The following is a 16951-nucleotide window of genomic DNA, read 5'->3' as shown; positions in this document are numbered from 1 at the left end:
GTCAGGCGTTCTCGGAGACCGACGTCGTCGACGCCGGGTCCGTGTCCGTCGTACGGCGGCGGCGCAGCGCCCAGAAGACCGCCGAGCCCGCGACGACGGTGACGCCGACGCCGATGACGCCCGCGAGGCCGCCGGAGAGGCGGCTGTCGGTGATGTCCTTGACGCCGTAGTCGGCGAGCGGGGAGTCCGAGGTGGCGTGCTCCTCGGCCTTCTTGTCGATGCCCTTGTCGTGGGCGACCTTCTCCAGGCCGTCGGGGTTCGCGGAGGCGTAGAAGCTGACGAAGCCCGCGAGGACAAGGGAGGTGACAAGGCCCGCGATCCACACCTTGCGGTGCGAGCGGGCGGCGACGGGAGCGGGCTCTTCGGCCGCCGGGGCGTCGACCAGTTCGCCGCCGACGCGGAGCTTGAGCTTCTGGGTCAGGCCGCGGGCGCCGTACACGAGGTCGGGGCGGACGGCGATGACGGCGCCGACGGTGAGCGCGGTGATGGCCGCCTCGCCGATGCCGATGAGGACGTGCACGCCGATCATGGCCGTGGCGACCTTGCCGATGGAGACGTCGGTGGTGCCGCCGAGCGCGTAGAGGAACGTGAAGGCGACCGCGGCGGCGGGCACGGAGATCAGCGCGGCGACGAAGGAGGAGGCGGTGATGGAGCGGCGGGTGCGCGGGAGCACCTTCACCAGGCCGCGGAAGATGAGATAGGCCACGACGGTCGTGACGATCGCCATGTCCGTGATGTTCACGCCGAGCGCGGTCAGGCCGCCGTCCGCGAAGAGGACGCCCTGCATGAGGAGGACGACGGACACGCACAGGACGCCTGTGTAGGGGCCGACGAGTATCGCGGCGAGCGCCCCGCCGAGCAGGTGTCCGCTGGTGCCCGCGGCGACCGGGAAGTTCAGCATCTGCACCGCGAAGATGAACGCGGCCACGAGGCCGGCCAGCGGCGCCGTCCGTTCGTCCAGTTCGCGCCGTGCGCCACGGAGGCTGACGGCTATCGCTCCGGCGGCGATGACCCCGGTGGCGGCGGAGACGGGTGCGTTGATGAATCCGTCGGGGACATGCATGCGCGCGCTCCTGGGCAGGACAGGAAGAGGAAGGCAGAGCGGATCGCTCGTGAACCGTTCAATGATAGTGCCTTGTTGCGAACGGCTTGCAAGAGCGGCGCTTACCCAGTTATCCCGGTCACACTTGGAGCAAGAATCGGAATATATGGGACATTAGAGGGCAGAAGGCACGTGATGGTGAGGAGTTCGCGATGTCCGCAGTAGAGCAGTTCGCACGTGCCCACGTCGTCACGGACTCCCCTGACGACCAGCTCACCGTCCCCGCCGTCCTCCGGTACGACCCGGAGGCCGACCCGCAAGCGGTGCGGATCGGCCTCCCTGGTTCACACGAGGGTTCCCACGAATGGACCTTCGCCCGGCAGCTGCTCGAACAGGGCCTGCGGGCCCCGACCACCAGCGGCGACGTGCACATCTGGCCCTGCGGGCGGGTCCAGACGGTCATGGAGTTCCACTCCGCGCAGGGGGTGGCGGTCGTGCAGTTCGACGCTTCGGCGCTGATCCGCTTTCTGCGCCGCACGTACGCGGCCGCCCCCGTTCCCCACTGACGCGCGGGTCACACGCGCGGGTCAGACGCGCGGGTCAGACGCGCGTGAGCTCCCGGTCCTCGTCCGACGGGCCCTGCGGGCCGGCCTCGTCGGCGTCACGCAGCCCCTCGCCCTCGACGTCGACGTTCGGCAGCGCGCGGTCCAGCCACTTCGGCAGCCACCACGCCTTCTTGCCGAGCAGCGCGAGCACGGCCGGGACCAGCGCCATGCGCACGATGAACGCGTCGAAGAAGACGGCGATCGCGAGACCGAAGCCGATCATCTTCACCATCTGCTCGCTGGACCCGATGAACCCCGCGAAGACGGCCATCATGATCACGGCGGCCGCCGAGACCACGCGCGCCCCGTGCCGGAAGCCGGTCACGATGGCCTGGCCGGGCCGCTCCCCGTGGACGTACGCCTCGCGCATGCGCGTCACGAGGAAGACCTCGTAGTCCATCGCGAGGCCGAAGACGACGCCCACCATGAAGATCGGCATCATGCTCATGATCGGGCCGGTCTGCTCGACGCCGAAGAGCGAGCCGAGCCAGCCCCACTGGAAGACCGCGACGACCGCGCCCAGGGCCGCGAGGACCGAGAGCAGGAAGCCGAGCGCCGCCTTGAGCGGGACCAGGATCGAGCGGAAGACGACGATCAGGAGGAGGAAGGCGAGGCCGACGACCAGTGCCAGGTAGGGCAGCAGGGCGTCGTTCAGCTTCTGTGAGACGTCGATGTTCATGGCCGTCGTGCCGGTGACCATGACGCTCGCGCCGGTGTCGGACTTGATGTCGGCGCCCGCGTCGCGGATCGAGTGGACGAGGTTCTCGGTCTCGATGCCGCTGGGCTTGGAGGACGGGACGACGCTGATGATCGCCGTGTCGCCCGCCTTGTTGATCATCGGCGGGGCGACCGAGAGGACGTCGTCGAGTCCGGAGATCGTCTTGGTGATCTCACCGGCCGCGGCCTTCGGGTCGTCGGAACCCTTGAGGTCGGCGACCGTCATCAGCGGGCCGTTGAAGCCGGGCCCGAATCCGTCGGACACCAGGTCGTACGCCTTGCGCTGGGTCGTGGACGTCGGCTGTGCGCCGTCGTCCGGGAGGCCCAGTTCGAGGGAGGAGACGGGCAGTGCGGCGGCGCCCAGGCCGATGACACCGACGAGCAGGACGGTGAGCGGACGGCGGACGACGAAGCGTGCCCAGCGGGTGCCGAGGTTGTCCTTCGGCTCGGCGCCTTCAGCGGCGGCGGCCTTCTTCCTGCCACCGCCGAGCACCTTGCTCTTCTCGCCCGTGGGCTTGACCTTCTTGCCCGCGTAGCCGAGCAGCGCCGGGATCAGGGTGAGTGCGATGAGTACGGCGATGACCACCGTGCCGGCGGCCGCGAAGCCCATCTTGGTGAGCATCGGGATGTTCACCACGGCGAGGCCGACAAGGGCGATGACGACGGTGAGCCCGGCGAAGACCACGGCCGAACCGGCCGTCCCCACCGCGCGGCCCGCCGCGTCCTCGCGGTCCCGGCCGTCGGCGAGTTCGCCGCGGTAGCGCGAGACGATGAAGAGCGCGTAGTCGATGCCGACCGCGAGGCCGATCATCATGGCGAGCGTGGAGGTGGTCGTCCCCAGGTCCAGCGCGCTGGCGAGCGCGGTGATCGAGGAGACACCGATGCCCACGCCGATCAGCGCGGTGAGCAGGGGAAGCCCCGCAGCGATCAGCGAGCCGAAGGTGATGACGAGGACGACGGCCGCGACCGCGATGCCGATGATCTCGGTGGCCCCGGTCTCGGGCATGGCCTGCAGCGCGTCGCCGCCGACCTCCACCGTGAGCCCGGACTCCCGCGCCTGGTCGGTCGTCTTCTCCAGCGCGTCACGGCTCTCGTCGGTCAGCTCCATCGAGGTGACCTTGTACGAGACCGAGGCGTACGCGGTGGAGCCGTCCTTGCTGACCGTCTTGGTCTGGAAGGGGCTGTCCGCCCTGGCCACCTCGTCCGAACCGGACTTGAGGGCGGCGACGGTCTTCTGGATCTCGGCCTTGTTGGCCGGGTCCGTGACCTTCTCGCCGTCCGGCGCCTTGAAGACGACACGGGCGCTCGCGCCGTCGGCCTTGGCCTCGGGCACACGCTCGTCGAGCAGGTCGAAGGCCTTCTGGGCCTCCGTCCCCGGAATGGAGAAGGAGCTGGAGGCGGCGGTGGGCGCGGACGCGGCGCCGACTCCGGCGAGCGTCAGGAGCGCCACCCAGATCAGGGCGACGAAGTGCCGTCGCCTGAAGGCGAGTCGGCCCATTTTGTAAAGGAAAGTGGCCACGAGGGCGTACTCCCGGTCAGGTCGTGGTGTCTACAGGGCAGGGGGGATCAGCCCGACGACGTGAGCGGTCGCGTCAGGTGGAGGGGGTGGTCCTGTGAGAGGGGTGGATCAGACGCCGAGAGCGGGGAGGATCACGGCGTCGATGTAGGAACGGAGGAACTCACGGTCGACCGTGCGGTCCTCGATCAGGTCACGGGCGACGAAGCCGCCGACCATCATGTGGATGACGTAGTCCAACGCGGGGTTGTCCGCGGCCACTTCACCGCGCTCCACGGCCCTGCGCAGCAGTTCGTTCAGGCCGGTGATCTCCGGCTCGATGAGCAACTGCCTGAGCGCCTGGTGGAGTTCGGGGTTCTCGTGAATGGCATGGAACAGGCTCCGCATCAGCGCGGCGTCCCGCTCCATCTGGCAGTCGTCCGAACGGTTCGCGGACTCCAGGAGGTCACCGCGGAGGGACCCGGTGTCGATGTCCTCGATGGACACCGGCTTGTTGGCCCGCAGCGCCCTGACGATCAGCTCCGGCTTGCTCCCCCACTGGCGGTAGAGGGTGGCCTTGCTGGATTTCGTGCGGGCCGCGATGGCGTCCATCGTCAGCGCTTCATAGCCGACCTCGCGGAGCAGATCGAGCACGGCCGCATACAGCTCGGCCTCGCGCTCGGGTGTGATCCGGCTGCGCCGCACCGTTGCCGCCTCAGCCATGATCCCTCCGCTCCTCGTCGAAACCGTTCCGTACGCCATGACTGTACCCGCGGCCTTAACGAAACGAAACCGTTTCGTACGTGTGCTGCGTCACGCGCTCCGCGGCTCCGCACTCCCTTCCGCCCCCGTGTACGAGTTGCCGGGCCCTGCGCACCGGAAAAGCATGGTGAAGTGACCGACGCGCGCGATGAAGCCCATGCTGACCACGCCTACCTGCGATTTCCGCACCTCAGCGGCGACCGTCTCTGTTTCGCGGCCGAGGACGATCTCTGGGTGGCCCCGCTGAACCCCGACGGCGCGCCCGCGGGCCGGGCCTGGCGGGTGACCGTCGACCGGACCAAGGTGAGCCATCCGCGCTTCTCGCCGGACGGCCGCCACATCGCGTACACGACATGGCGCAGCCTCGACCCGGAGATCCATCTCGCCCCGGTGGACGGCGGCCCGTCCCGGCGGCTCACCTACTGGGGGAGCACGGACACCCGGGTCTGCGGCTGGTCCCCCGACGGCGACATCCTCGCCGTCTCCTCGCACGGCCAGCCCTTCTCCTACTTCTGCTGGGCCTACAGCGTGCCGACCGACGGATCACCCGGCGGCAAGCTGCCCTGGGGTCCGGTGTACGACATCGCGGTCAACGACATCGAGGGCGAGCGCAAGACCCTCCTCCTGACCGGGAAGCCGCCGCACGAGCCCGCCGCCTGGAAGCGCTACCGGGGCGGGGCGACGGGCCGCCTGTGGCTGCACGGCGAGCAGCTCCTGCCCGACCTCGACGGACACCTGGACGCCCCGATGTTCGTGGACGGCAGGATCGCCTTCCTCTCCGACCACGAGGGCGTCGGCAACCTGTACTCCTGCCTGCCGGACGGCTCCGACCTGCGGCGGCACACCGACCACGACGCGTTCTACGCCCGGCACGCCTCCAGCGACGGCACGCGCGTCGTCTACCAGTGCGCGGGCGACGTCTGGCTGGTGGACGACCTGTCCGCAGGCTCCGTGCCGCGCCGCCTCGACGTACGCCTGGGCGGGCCGCGCGCCGGACGCCGGATCTATCAGGTGCCGGCCGCGCAGCACGTCGACTCGCTCTCCGTGGACACGACGGGCCGGGCCAGCGCCGTCGTCGTACGCGGCAGCCTGTACTGGCTCACGCACCGGGACGGGCCCGCCCGCACCATCACGGACACCCCGGGCGTGCGCGTGCGGCTCCCGGAGATGCTCGGCAAGGGCGGGCAGGTCGCCTACGTCACCGACGCGGAGGGCGAGGACGCCGTCGAGATCGCCTATCTGCCGCGCGCCAGCGGCGAGCGCGAGCCGCGCAGGCTGGCACAGGGCGAGCTCGGCCGGGTCCTGGAGCTGCTCTCCGACCCGGACGGCGAACGGCTCGCGATCGCCTCGAACGACGGCAGGCTCCTCCTGGTCGACGCGACCGAGGAGTCGAACGGCGAGGTGACGGAGCTGATCCGCTCCATCAACGGCCCGGTCCGTGACCTGGCGTTCTCGCCGGACGGGGCCTGGCTGACCTGGTCGCACCCGGGCATCGGCCGATCCCTCCGGCAGATCAAGATGGCCCGCATCCACGGTCCGGGCGCCCGCACGATCGTCGACGTGACCAACGGCCGCTTCGAGGACGAGAACCCGGTCTTCACCCGCGACGGCCGCTATCTGGCGTTCCTGTCCTGGCGCGGCTTCGACCCGGTCTACGACGTGCACACCGGCGATCTGTCCTTCCCGCTCGGCTGCCGCCCCTACCTGGTCCCCCTCTCGTCGGCGACCCCCTCCCCCTTCGCGCTCTCCCCCGACGGCCGCCCCGCGGCGGGCGGGCTCGACCCGGCCGACGGCGGTTCGGAGGACGGCGCGGTGATCGTGGAGGTGGAGGGCCTGGAGAGCAGGGTGACGCCGTTCCCGGTATCGGCGTCGAAGTACTCGGCGCTCCACCCCGTCAGCGGCGGCGGCCTCGTCTGGCTGCGCTGGCCGATCTCGGGCGCGCTCGGCGAGACGTTCGCCAACCCCTCGGACACCTCGGGCCGCCCCACCCTGGAGTACTTCAACATCACCAAGGGGAAGAAGTCCGCGCTTGTCGACCACCTCGACTGGTTCGCGCTCAGCGGCGACGGCTCGCGGCTCGTGGTGGTCGACGAGGGCGATCTGCGCGCGGTGCCCTCCACGGAGACCGGTGACGTCGACACGACCGTCTGGATCGACCTGCGCCGCATCCTGCACGAGGTCGACCCGGCGGCCGAATGGCGCCAGGCCTACGACGAGGCGGGCCGCCTCATCCGCGCCTACTTCTGGGAGCCGCACATGTGCGGCATCGACTGGCCCGCGATCCTGGACCAGTACCGTCCGCTGGTGGAACGGGTCGCGTCCCCCGACGAGTTCGCGGACCTGCTCCGCGAGGTCCTGGGCGAACTGGGCACGTCCCATGCGTACGTGACCGCGGCCCGCCGCAACGAAGGACCACCCCACTACCAGCGGGCGATGGGCCTGCTCGGCGCCAACCTGGTCTGCCGGGACGGCAGTTGGATGATCAAGCGGATCCTGCCGGGCGACTCCTCCGACTCCAAGGCGCGCTCGCCGCTCGCGGGCGCGGGCATCCGCGAGGGCGCGGTCCTCACGCACATCGACGGCCGCCCGGTGGACCCGGTGGCGGGCCCCTTCCCCCTGCTCGCGGCCGCGGGCGGCACGACGGTGGAGCTGACGTTCCAGCCGGCGGAGCGGGAGGGAAGGGCGAGGAGGGTGGCGATCGTCCCCCTCATCAACGAACGCCCCCTGCGCTACCAGGACTGGGTGGCCAAACGCCGTGAGGTCGTACGGGAGTTGAGCGCGGGCAAGTGCGGCTACCTGCACATCCCCGACATGGGCGGCTCCGGCTGGGCGCAGTTCAACCGGGACCTGCGCCTTGAGGTCTCGCGTCCGGCCCTGATCGTGGACGTGCGCGGCAACGCGGGGGGCCACATCAGCGAGCTGGTGGTCGAGAAGCTGACGCGGAAGATCCTGGGCTGGGACCTGACACGCAACGCCCAGCCGGTGTCGTACGCGTCGAATGCGCCCCGAGGCCCTGTGGTGGCCCTGGCCGACGAGGCGACGTCATCGGACGGCGACATGATCACGGCGGCCTTCAAGCTGCTCGGCCTCGGCCCTGTGGTGGGCCAGCGCACGTGGGGCGGCGTGGTGGGGATGACCGGGCGGCACGTGCTCGGTGACGGGACGATCATCACGGTGCCGATGAACGCGGGGTGGTTCGACGAGTACGGCTGGTCCGTGGAGAACCACGGCGTGACCCCGGACCTGGAGGTCCTGCGCACGCCCCTGGACTGGGCGGAGGGCCGGCACGCCCAGCTCGACGACGCGGTGGGGGTGGCGCTCGACCTCCTGGCACGGCAGCCCGCGGCGACTCCGCCGGGCCTGGACGACGTGCCGGACCGGCGGCGGCCGAAGCTTCCGCCGCGGGAGTAGCGGACCGTCCCGGGCAGGGCTTTTCGCGGTTCGTCACTGCCGGTCAATGATCGAAATGCGAGGAATGTGCCCTCATGTAAGTCTGGTCGAGGCCCTTCCAACCTCACCCTCTAGGAGTGAACCGCATGGGCATCAAGGACCAGTTCCAGGACAAGGCCAACGACCTCTCCGCCAAGGCGAAGGGCGCCATGGGTGGCGAGAAGGACGAGGCGAGCGAGCGCGCCTCGCAGGCCCGCGACGACGCGCAGGAGCGCGGCTCGCAGGCCCAGGAGCAGGCGCGTGAGCGTTCCGCGAAGTCTCCTGACGACGCGCAGCGTGCGGCGCGGGAGCAGCAGGACAAGTTCAACCAGGACTACGACGCCTGACGCTGCGCTGAGCTTTGACCAGTGGGGCCCACCCGGGACGCCGGGCGGGCCCCACCGCCGTGGGGGCACGGTGCGCCTCCTGCCCGCCCGGCAGCAGGACCCAAGGAATCAACTACCGCCCCGCACGGCCCTGCTCATCGGCGGAGCCCCCCGCCCCCACGAGCCCCGTGGAGACCGACCCGAGCCGGGGCTCGAACCTCCGCATCTCGCGCTGGCCCACCGAGCCGATGACCCCCGGCAGGTACCCCCGGATGCCCTGCATCCCCCGCAGCCACCACTGCGCGTACACATGGCTGGACCGGCGCTCGATCCCGGCGACGATCCGGTCCACCGCCGGACCCAGCGGGTACGTCTTGCTGGCCGGCCACGGCAGGCGCTGCCGCAACTCCCGCATCACGTCGTCCTGGTCCGCGCCCCGCACCATGTCCGTGTCCGTCCAGGACAGGTAACCGACGCCCACCTTCACGCCCTTGTAGCCGACCTCGGCCCGCAGACAGTGCGCGTACGCCTCGACACCCGACTTCGAAGCGCAGTACGCCGTCATCATCGGTGCCGGAGTGATCGCCGCCAGCGAGGCGATCTGGAGGAGATAGCCGCGGCTCTCCATCAACACCGGCAGGAACGCCCTGCCCGTCACCGCGCTGCCGATGAGGTTGACCTCGATCACCCGGCGCCACGCCTCGGGGTCGGACTCGACGAAAGGACCGCCGTTGGCGACGCCCGCGTTGGCGACGACGATGTCGACCTTCCCGAACCGCTCCTTGACCTCCTGGGCGACCCGGGCCATCGCGACATGGTCCGTCACGTCCGCGTGCCAGGCCTCGGCCTCCGTGTGCAGCCGCCCCGCCACCTGCTTCAGCTCGTCCGGCTCCAGGCCGACGAGCGCGATCTTCGCGCCCCGCGCCGACAGCTTGCGCGCGAGCAGTTCCCCCACGCCCCGCGCCGCCCCGGTGACGACCGCGACCTGACCCTCCAGGCTGACCTTGCTCATGCGCTGCTCCCCTCAAGTCCCTGGACCTGTGACTGTGACGCGTCCACCCGTACGTACGACTCCACGAGATCCCTGATCCCCGCCGTTATCGCTTCCGGCGCCTCGACCGGCGTCATGTGACCGAGCCCCGGCAGCTCGGTGAGACCGAGGGAGTCCGGCAGCATCGCGGCGATGCGCCGCGCGCCCGCGACGGGCGTCATCCGGTCCGCGGTGCCCGCGACGACCGCGGTCGGCACCGTCAACTCCAGGACGCCCGCGTCGAGTTCGAGCTCGTCGAGCACATGCGACCAGCGGTAGCGGACCACCCTCGGGCACCCGTGCACGATCCGCGCGCACACATCGACCCGCTCCGGGGGCGAACCGGCGCCCATCGTCGCGTACTTGAGGATCTTGCGGGCCAGCGGCGTCACGGGCCCCAGCGGCGCCTTCGCGCCGAGGACCGACCGCGTGATCCGCGTCCGCAGCCAACCGGCCCGCATCGGCACCACGAGCGACTCGGCGACGAGCCGCGAACTCCCCGTGCTGCACAGCAGAACCGCCGCCGCGTGCTCCCGGAACCCTGCCCGCGTGCTCGCGGCCATGATCGTCATGCCGCCCATGGAGTGCCCGGCGAGCACGGCCCGCTCCCCGGGCTCCAGCGTCGCCGCGAGCACCGCCTCCAGGTCGTCGGCGAGTGCGGTCGTGCTGTAGCCCTCGACGCCGTCCGGCGCGGCACTGCGCCCGTGCCCCCGCTGGTCGTACGCGATCACCCGGTGGTCGACGGCCAGGTCACGTATCTGCGCCGCCCAGAAGGCGGTCGAGCACGTCCACCCGTGCGCGAGCACAACGGCGGGCGCGCCCTCGGGACCGTGCACCTCGGCGTGCAGCCGTGCGCCGTCTGCCGACACGACGGTCAGCTCCCGTGCGGCGGGGGGCGGGGCGAAGGGCCCGCTCGTCACATGCGTCAGCCTGCTCATGCCTCTGCCTCGACCTTCTTCGCCTTACGGGACTTCGGCCTCGCCGCCTCCGCACTCACCTTCGGCGGCCGCACCACCTCGTACTCGGCGAGATCGACCCGCCGCGTGGCACCCCGGAACTCGCTCGTCGTACCCGGCCAGATCGTGGTGTTCACGCCGTTCTCGTCGAGGTACCAGCTGTTGCAGCCGCCGGTGTTCCACACGGTGCGCTTCATGCGCTCCTGCACCTGGTCGTTCCAGGCGTGCACGGCGCTCATCCGCGCGGCGAGCGCGGCGCGGTCGCCCAGGACGTCCAACTGCCGCATGTAGTCGGCGAGATAGTTCAGCTGGGACTCGATCATCAGGATCATCGAGGAGTTGCCGAGACCGGTGTTCGGGCCGATGACCGTCATGAAGTTGGGGAAGCCCGCGGCGGTCGCGCCGCGCAGGGACTTCATCCCGTCCTTCCAGGACTCCATCAGCGTCCCGCCGTCGGCGCCCACCACGCGGTTGGCGATCGGCATGTCCGTCACATGGAATCCCGTACCGAAGATGATCACGTCGACCTCGGTCTCGGTGCCGTCCGCGGCGACGACGGTGTTCCCGCGCACCTCGCTGAGCCCGCTGGCGACGACGTCCACATTGGGCTGCGCGAGCGCCGGGTAATAGGTGTTGGAGAGCAGGATCCGCTTGCAGCCGATGCGGTACGAGGGCGTCAGCTTGGCCCGCAGCGCCGGGTCCTTGATGGCGCGTGCGATGTTCCGCTTGGCGAGCTGCTCGACCGCGCCGAGCTCGTTCGGCCGCTTGGTGAACGCCTGGACCTGCAACTCCCTTATGCCCCACAGGATTCCGCGCCGGGCGTGCGTGGTGAACGGCAGCTGGCGGTGCACCCAGCGCTCGGCCTTGCTGATGGCGCGGTCCATGCGTGGCATCACCCAGGGCGGAGTGCGCTGGAAGAGGGTGAGCCTGCCGACCTCGCGTTGGATCGCGGGCACGATCTGGATGGCGGACGCGCCGGTTCCGATCATCGCGACGCGCTTGCCGCGCAGGTCGTAGTCGTGGTCCCAGCGCGCGGAGTGGAAGACCTTGCCCTCGAAGGTGTCCAGGCCGGGAATGTCGGGGAGCTTGGGGTCGGAGAGCGGCCCGGTGGCGGAGACGACGACGTCGGCGGTGAGGGTGCCGTCGCTGGTCTCGACCTCCCACCACAGCTTGTCCGCGTCCCAACGCAGCTGTGTCACCTCGGTGTTGAGGCGGATGTGCGAGCGCAGCCGGAAGGTGTCGGCGACCTGCTCCAGGTACTCCTGGATCTTCTCCTGGCCCGAGAAGGTGCGCGGCCAGTCGGGGTTGGGCGCGAAGGAGAACGAGTACAGATGCGAGGGCACGTCGCACGCGCAGCCCGGGTAGCTGTTGTCCCGCCAGGTGCCGCCCACCGCGCCGGCCCGCTCCAGGACGACGAAGTCGGTGACGCCCTCCCGGCGCAGCCGGACCGCGGCACCGATCCCGCCGAAGCCGGACCCGATCACCGCCACCCGCACATGCTCGCGTTCGCCCCCGAGCTCGGACCCCTGCCCGCGCTCCTGCTGGCGCTCGTCCTCGGCCATGCCGCCGCCTCCCGAACTGCTTCACGACTCTGCCAGTGACCACTGGCGCAATTGGGAGAGTAGAACAGCTGCGTACTGATGGGTAGGGGTCTGGCGTCGTGAGTTACCGCCGGTAGAACACGCGCACGATCCGGCAGCACATAGGCTGCTGCCGTGGCAGAGACACGCGAGTACCGCATGGAGGAGCTGGCCAAGGCGGCCGGTATCACGGTGCGCACCGTGCGCTTCTACCGTGAGCGCGGCCTGATCCCGCCGCCCCGCCGCGAGGGCCGTATCGCCTGGTACGACGACCACCACCTGGCCAGACTGCGCACGATCGCCGCGCTCCTCGACCGTGGCCACACCCTGAGCGGCATCGCGGAACTGGCGGAGGCCTTCGAGAACGGCCGCGACGTCGGCGAGCTCCTCGGCATCGGCGAACCCACCGAGGAGACCCCGGTCCGCCTCACCCCCGAGGAACTGGCCGACCACTTCGCGGGCGAGGTCACCCCCGAGAACCTCGCCGCGGCCCTCGACCTCGGCTACCTCGGCACGGACGGCGAGGAGATCGTGCACGTCAGCCGCCGCCTCCTGGACGTCTCGTCGGCCCTGGTCCGCGAGGGCATACCGCTGGCGGCGGTCCTGGAGGCGGGCCAGCGCGTGCGCGAACACGCGGACGCGCTGGCGGAGTTGTTCATCACGATCATCCGCGCCCACACGCCGCCCGATGCGGGCGACGTCAGCATCGACCGCCTGCGCCCGCTGGCGAAGAGCGTGGTGGAGGCGGAGCTGTCGATGGCCCTGGACCGCCGCCTCGCCTCGGAGAAGCCGGAGGAGGCGGAGGAGGCGTAGCCCCGCCGCGGCCCGCCCCGGCCCGGACGCCCCTACCTCGGCAGGAACCACCGCGCCTTGTAGATCCCGCCGCCGACCAGCTTGTACTCACTCTGCGGCTGATGCACGCCCACCTTCGTCGTCCACCAGGTCTCCTCGAGCCCGCTCTCCGGCACGGTGGTGATGACCTGTCCCGTCCGCGGATCGTTGCCGACGCCCTTGACCGACTTCCGGGAGATCTCCGCGGCCCCCGCGAAGTCCTGCACGAAGACCCCGCCCCGGATGTCGTACTGGAAGACGGACGCGTTCGTCGTCACCCAGAGCCGGTCCGGACGCCCCGCCACGGGGAAGAGGTCGTGGCCGCCGGGGGTCTTGCCCGGTGTCCCGATCGGGAGTCCGACCGAGGACCGACGCGTCAGCTCGGGCCTGGCCCGCGTGCCGCCCACCTCATACGTGACCAGCTCGTCGTCGCCGATGGCCCACAGCACCTCGCGCCCGCCGTCCCAGTGCAGCCCGTGCGCGCCCTTGAGCTCCGCCTCGGCGTACCGCGACGCTCGCGGCCCCTGCGACGCCGCGTACAGCCTGACCAGAGCACCCGTGCTGCACGCCACCGCGACATTGCCGTCCGGCAGGATCTCCGCGCTGTGCGGATTGAAGAGGTCGTCGCCGGGGCCGATCGCCGTGCCCCAGTAGCGCCTGCCCGAGGGGTAGTCGACGACGGCCACGAAACCGAAGGACGCGGTCGTCAGGACGTACGTACGCCCCTTGAGTCCGCGCACCTTCGACTCGCTCGGATACACCCAGCTGTCCTCGGGCCGAAGGTCCTTGTACCGCGCGTCCCCATGCGGCGAGAACGCCCACCGCACCACGGAAGGATCGGCCTCCCGGTCCCAGACCCTGCGCCGCGGATCGAGTACGAGAATGTGCTGGGTCGCCTGTTCCGTGAGGAGTACGGGCGGGGTGCCCCGGGGTACACCGCCCGAGGCGGCGGCGGACGACGCGGAGGCCAGCGGCAACCCCGCCCCGATCCCGGCGCCCAGAGCGCTCAGCAGCACACCCCGACGGGACGGCAATGACATACCGGACATGAAGTCTCCCCCACACGGCTGACAGTTGAGTCATTGTCAGGTACGTGCCCGCAACATGCCATGGCGCCGCGCGGCGTCACATGTCGTAGACCACCGTGACGGGTGCGTGGTCCGACCACCGCTCGTCATGACTGGCCGCCCGCTCCACGAACCCCTTGACCGCGCGCTCCGCGAGCCCCGGCGTCGCCACGTGGTAGTCGATGCGCCAGCCCGTGTCGTTGTCGAAGGCGCGCCCCCGGTAGGACCACCATGAGTAGGGCCCCTCGACATCGGGATGCAGCGCCCGCACCACGTCGACGTAGCCGCCGGACTCCCCCTCGAAGACCTCACTGAGCCAGGCACGCTCCTCGGGCAGGAAGCCCGAGTTCTTCTTGTTGCCCTTCCAGTTCTTGAGGTCGGCCTCCTGGTGGGCGATGTTCCAGTCGCCGCAGACCACGACCTGGCGCCCCTCTGCCGCGGCCCGCTGCTTGAGCCCCTTCAGATACGTGAGGAACTCCCCCATGAAGCGGATCTTCTCGTCCTGCCGCTCCGTGCCGACCTCACCGGAGGGCAGATAGAGGCTCGCGACCGTGACGCCGGGCAGATCGGCCTCGACGTAGCGCCCACTGCCGTCGAACTCCTCCGACCCGAACCCGATCTGCACGCGATCCGGCTCACGGCGCGTATAGAGGGAGACACCCGCGCGCCCCTTGGCGGCGGCCGGCGCGTGCACGACGTGCCAGCCCTCGGGCTCCCGCACGCCCTCCGGCAGCTGCTGCGGCTCGGCCCGCACCTCCTGGAGGCAGAGCACGTCGGCCGAGGTCCCGGCGAGCCACTCGACGAAGCCCTTCTTGGCGGCGGCGCGCAGCCCGTTCACATTCACACTGGTCACTGTGAGCATCCCGGAACGATACCGGCACACTTAATGGACACCCGCACACATCCCCACCGCATAGAAGTACGATGGTCCGCATGAGTATCCAGTCATCGTTGCAGCGCCCCGCCGTAGAGCTGCGCGCCACCTCCTTCGACCACCCCGACGCGGTCGAGCTCAACGACCGCGTCCAGCTCGAGTACGCGCGGCGGTACGGGGACGAGGGCGACGTCACACCCCTCGACCCGGCCATGTTCACGGCCCCGCGCGGCCTGTACCTCATCGCGTACGACGAGAACGGCACCCCGCTGGCCACCGGCGGCTGGCGCGGTCACGACGAGAACGACGAGGGGTACGCGCACGGCGACGCCGAGATCAAGCGCATGTACGTCACCCCGGAGGCCCGCGGCCTCGGCCTGGCCCGCCGCATCCTGGCGGCTCTGGAGGACGACGCGAGGGCGGCGGGCCGTACGCGCATGGTCCTGGAGACGGGCACGAAGCAGCCGGAGGCGATAGCCCTCTACACCTCGACCGGCTACACCCCGGCCCCCAACAAGTTCGGCCTCTACCGCTTCGAGGACCTGAGCCGCTGCTTCGCGAAGCCGCTGTAGTCCTCCCGAACCGCACGTTCTCCCAGGCCGCACATCCGAGGCACAGCAAAGATCCCGCCCAGTTCGATGAACTGGACGGGATCTCATGTGCAGTGGACCTGTGGGGATTTGAACCCCAGACCCCCTCGATGCGAACGAGGTGCGCTACCAGACTGCGCCACAGGCCCTTGCAACGAGTGAAACTCTAGCATCCCGATCCGGGTGCTCGGAAATCCGTTCCTGGCCGGTGACCTGCCCGGTGACCTGGCCGGTGACCTGGCTGGTCGCCCGGCCGGTCAGGCCTCACTCGTTGGCGGCCCGGGGGCGCTGCCCGTCGTCGTACTGATCGAAGAGCGGCGTACGTCCGCGCTCGCGGGCCCGGCGTGCGGACGCGGCCCGCCGTGCGTCACTGCGACCGCCGACCCCGTCCACGCCGTCGGCGCCTTCTGTGTCCTCGACGTACTCGCCGTACTCGCCGTACTCCGCGTACTCGCCCTCGTCCGACTCGTCGGCCGCGGGCTCCACGGAGCTCGACCGCGCCGAGCTCCAGGCGTCGGGCGCGCCCAGGTCGACGTCACCGGTGGCCCGCGGGGCGACCGGCGCGGTCACGTACGTCGGCAGGGGCACCGGCACCGGGTCCCAGCTGTCGCCGTGCCCCGGGCGGCGCTGCCGCTCACGCTGCTGGTCGACCCACTCGGCGTGGTCGGTCTGCTCGACCAGGGCCCGGCGGTCGGCGGCGAGTGCGGAGAGGCCGGTCTCCGTGTCGGGGGCCGGTCCTTCCTCCGCGTCGTCGACGACCGCTTCCGCGCCGCTCGAAGCGCGCCTGCGCGGCTGACGCTCCCGCAGCCGCTGCGCCGCGACCTCGGCCCGGCGCCGGTCCATGGTGTAGGTGAAGCGGCGTCGCTCCTGGCCCCGCAGGTACACGATGTACGCGCTCAGGAGCGCGGCCGGTGCGGCGGGCGCCCAGAGGAACGCGAGCCCGCCGACCGCGGCGACGATCGTGCCGATCGTGAAGGCGACGAACAGCATCACGGTCGTGCGCCGACGGCGCGCGAGCACCTTCACGCGCCGGGCGCGCGCGGCGGCTTCCGCCGATGCGGCACGCCGGGCGGGCGACTGCTGGGGCCGCGCGGCGCTCTTCGCCGGGGCCTGCGCTGACGCCTGTGCCTGTGCCTGTGCCTGCGCCTGTGCCTGCGCCTGTGCCTGCGCCTGCGCCGGGGCGTTCGCCTGGGCCTTCACGGAGGGCCTTGCCGGAGACTGCGCCGCCGGCTGCGGCTTGGACCGTGCGGGAGGCTGCTGCGCCTGGGGTTTGACCGGCGCCTTGGCCTGCGGCTCGGGCCGCTCTTCCTGGTCGCCCTGCCGATGCGCGGGCGCGACGAAGGCCCGGACGTCCACCGCGCCGGTGGCGTCGTCCGGGTCGCGCGACTCCTCCTCTTCAGGCGAGCGCGCTTGCAGGTCCTTGGCGTACCGGCGCTCCATCCCCGCCCGTCCGGACAAGAGCCGGATGGCGGTGCTGAAGCGTTCCGTCGGACGGGCTTCATTGAGCTCGTCCTGCCTACGGAGCCACATCGGCACCAAGTAGGCGGCCCAGGCCCCGACGATGACTGCGTAGATGAGGCCGCTGCTGCTCACGCCTCACACGGTAGAGGGGTTTGCTTGAGGCCATCTGCCAATTGAGCCGGTGTG

14 protein-coding genes and 1 tRNA gene are annotated in these 16951 nt (G+C 70.8%); 5 read left to right on the top strand and 10 right to left on the bottom strand.

Annotation, left to right across the window (positions count from 1 at the left end):
* Position 1: 1 nt before the first annotated feature.
* Complete coding sequence (locus M4V62_RS24700; RefSeq protein WP_249589411.1) at positions 2-1063, bottom strand: energy-coupling factor ABC transporter permease; 1062 nt, start codon at positions 1061-1063, stop codon at positions 2-4.
* A 191-nt stretch (positions 1064-1254) separates the two neighbouring features.
* Here M4V62_RS24700 and M4V62_RS24695 point away from each other — a divergent pair, with 191 nt between their 5' ends.
* Entirely contained in the window at positions 1255-1608 is a 354-nt protein-coding gene (locus M4V62_RS24695) for an SsgA family sporulation/cell division regulator (RefSeq protein ID WP_249589410.1), read from the top strand.
* Positions 1609-1642: 34 nt separating this feature from the next.
* On the opposite strand, the gene M4V62_RS24690 is transcribed toward M4V62_RS24695, so the two are convergent.
* The gene (locus M4V62_RS24690) at positions 1643-3883 is read right to left on the bottom strand and encodes an MMPL family transporter (RefSeq protein WP_249589409.1); all 2241 of its coding nucleotides are present in this window, start codon (positions 3881-3883) and stop codon (positions 1643-1645) included.
* 108 nt (positions 3884-3991) lie between these two features.
* A complete protein-coding gene (locus M4V62_RS24685; protein WP_249592972.1) occupies positions 3992-4564 on the bottom strand; it encodes a TetR/AcrR family transcriptional regulator in 573 nt (190 codons plus the stop codon).
* Positions 4565-4753: 189 nt separating this feature from the next.
* On the opposite strand from M4V62_RS24685, the gene M4V62_RS24680 reads away from it, so the two are divergent.
* Positions 4754-8032 (top strand): S41 family peptidase, encoded by a 3279-nt coding sequence (locus tag M4V62_RS24680; RefSeq protein WP_249589408.1) that lies wholly within the window; start codon positions 4754-4756, stop codon positions 8030-8032.
* Positions 8033-8157: 125 nt separating this feature from the next.
* The gene (locus M4V62_RS24675) at positions 8158-8397 is read left to right on the top strand and encodes a hypothetical protein (RefSeq protein WP_249589407.1); all 240 of its coding nucleotides are present in this window, start codon (positions 8158-8160) and stop codon (positions 8395-8397) included.
* A 112-nt stretch (positions 8398-8509) separates the two neighbouring features.
* Here M4V62_RS24675 and M4V62_RS24670 read toward each other — a convergent pair whose 3' ends face one another.
* The 3 genes from M4V62_RS24670 to M4V62_RS24660 are packed head-to-tail and all read right to left on the bottom strand — an operon-like array spanning position 8510 to position 11924.
* Positions 8510-9388, bottom strand: coding sequence for an SDR family oxidoreductase (locus M4V62_RS24670; protein WP_249589406.1), 879 nt, complete (start codon positions 9386-9388; stop codon positions 8510-8512).
* Entirely contained in the window at positions 9385-10344 is a 960-nt protein-coding gene (locus M4V62_RS24665) for an alpha/beta fold hydrolase (RefSeq protein WP_249589405.1), read from the bottom strand. The genes M4V62_RS24670 and M4V62_RS24665 overlap by 4 nt, the downstream gene beginning before the upstream one ends.
* Complete coding sequence (locus tag M4V62_RS24660) at positions 10341-11924, bottom strand: flavin-containing monooxygenase (protein WP_249589404.1); 1584 nt, start codon at positions 11922-11924, stop codon at positions 10341-10343. The genes M4V62_RS24665 and M4V62_RS24660 overlap by 4 nt, the downstream gene beginning before the upstream one ends.
* 177 nt (positions 11925-12101) lie before the next feature.
* Here M4V62_RS24660 and M4V62_RS24655 point away from each other — a divergent pair, with 177 nt between their 5' ends.
* Positions 12102-12755, top strand: coding sequence for a MerR family transcriptional regulator (locus M4V62_RS24655; RefSeq protein ID WP_249592971.1), 654 nt, complete (start codon positions 12102-12104; stop codon positions 12753-12755).
* A 32-nt stretch (positions 12756-12787) separates the two neighbouring features.
* Here M4V62_RS24655 and M4V62_RS24650 read toward each other — a convergent pair whose 3' ends face one another.
* The gene (locus M4V62_RS24650; RefSeq protein ID WP_249589403.1) at positions 12788-13822 is read right to left on the bottom strand and encodes a DUF6528 family protein; all 1035 of its coding nucleotides are present in this window, start codon (positions 13820-13822) and stop codon (positions 12788-12790) included.
* A 76-nt stretch (positions 13823-13898) separates the two neighbouring features.
* Positions 13899-14702 (bottom strand): exodeoxyribonuclease III, encoded by an 804-nt coding sequence (locus M4V62_RS24645; protein WP_249589402.1) that lies wholly within the window; start codon positions 14700-14702, stop codon positions 13899-13901.
* Between the two features lie 71 nt (positions 14703-14773).
* Between M4V62_RS24645 and M4V62_RS24640 the strand changes: the two genes are divergently transcribed.
* Positions 14774-15286: a GNAT family N-acetyltransferase gene (locus M4V62_RS24640; protein ID WP_249589401.1), complete on the top strand. Its 513-nt coding sequence runs from the start codon at positions 14774-14776 to the stop codon at positions 15284-15286.
* A gap of 93 nt (positions 15287-15379) precedes the next feature.
* Here the strand turns inward: M4V62_RS24640 and M4V62_RS24635 are convergent.
* A tRNA-Ala gene (locus M4V62_RS24635) sits at positions 15380-15453 on the bottom strand.
* Between the two features lie 115 nt (positions 15454-15568).
* Positions 15569-16897 (bottom strand): divisome protein SepX/GlpR, encoded by a 1329-nt coding sequence (sepX, locus tag M4V62_RS24630; protein WP_249589400.1) that lies wholly within the window; start codon positions 16895-16897, stop codon positions 15569-15571.
* Positions 16898-16951 lie beyond the last annotated feature (54 nt).

Origin of the sequence: Streptomyces durmitorensis, from assembly GCF_023498005.1 — a bacterium.
GTDB classification, from domain to species: Bacteria; Actinomycetota; Actinomycetes; order Streptomycetales; family Streptomycetaceae; genus Streptomyces; species Streptomyces durmitorensis.
Note: the sequence above shows the minus strand (reverse complement) of the source record. Positions and strands in the feature narration are given on the sequence as shown.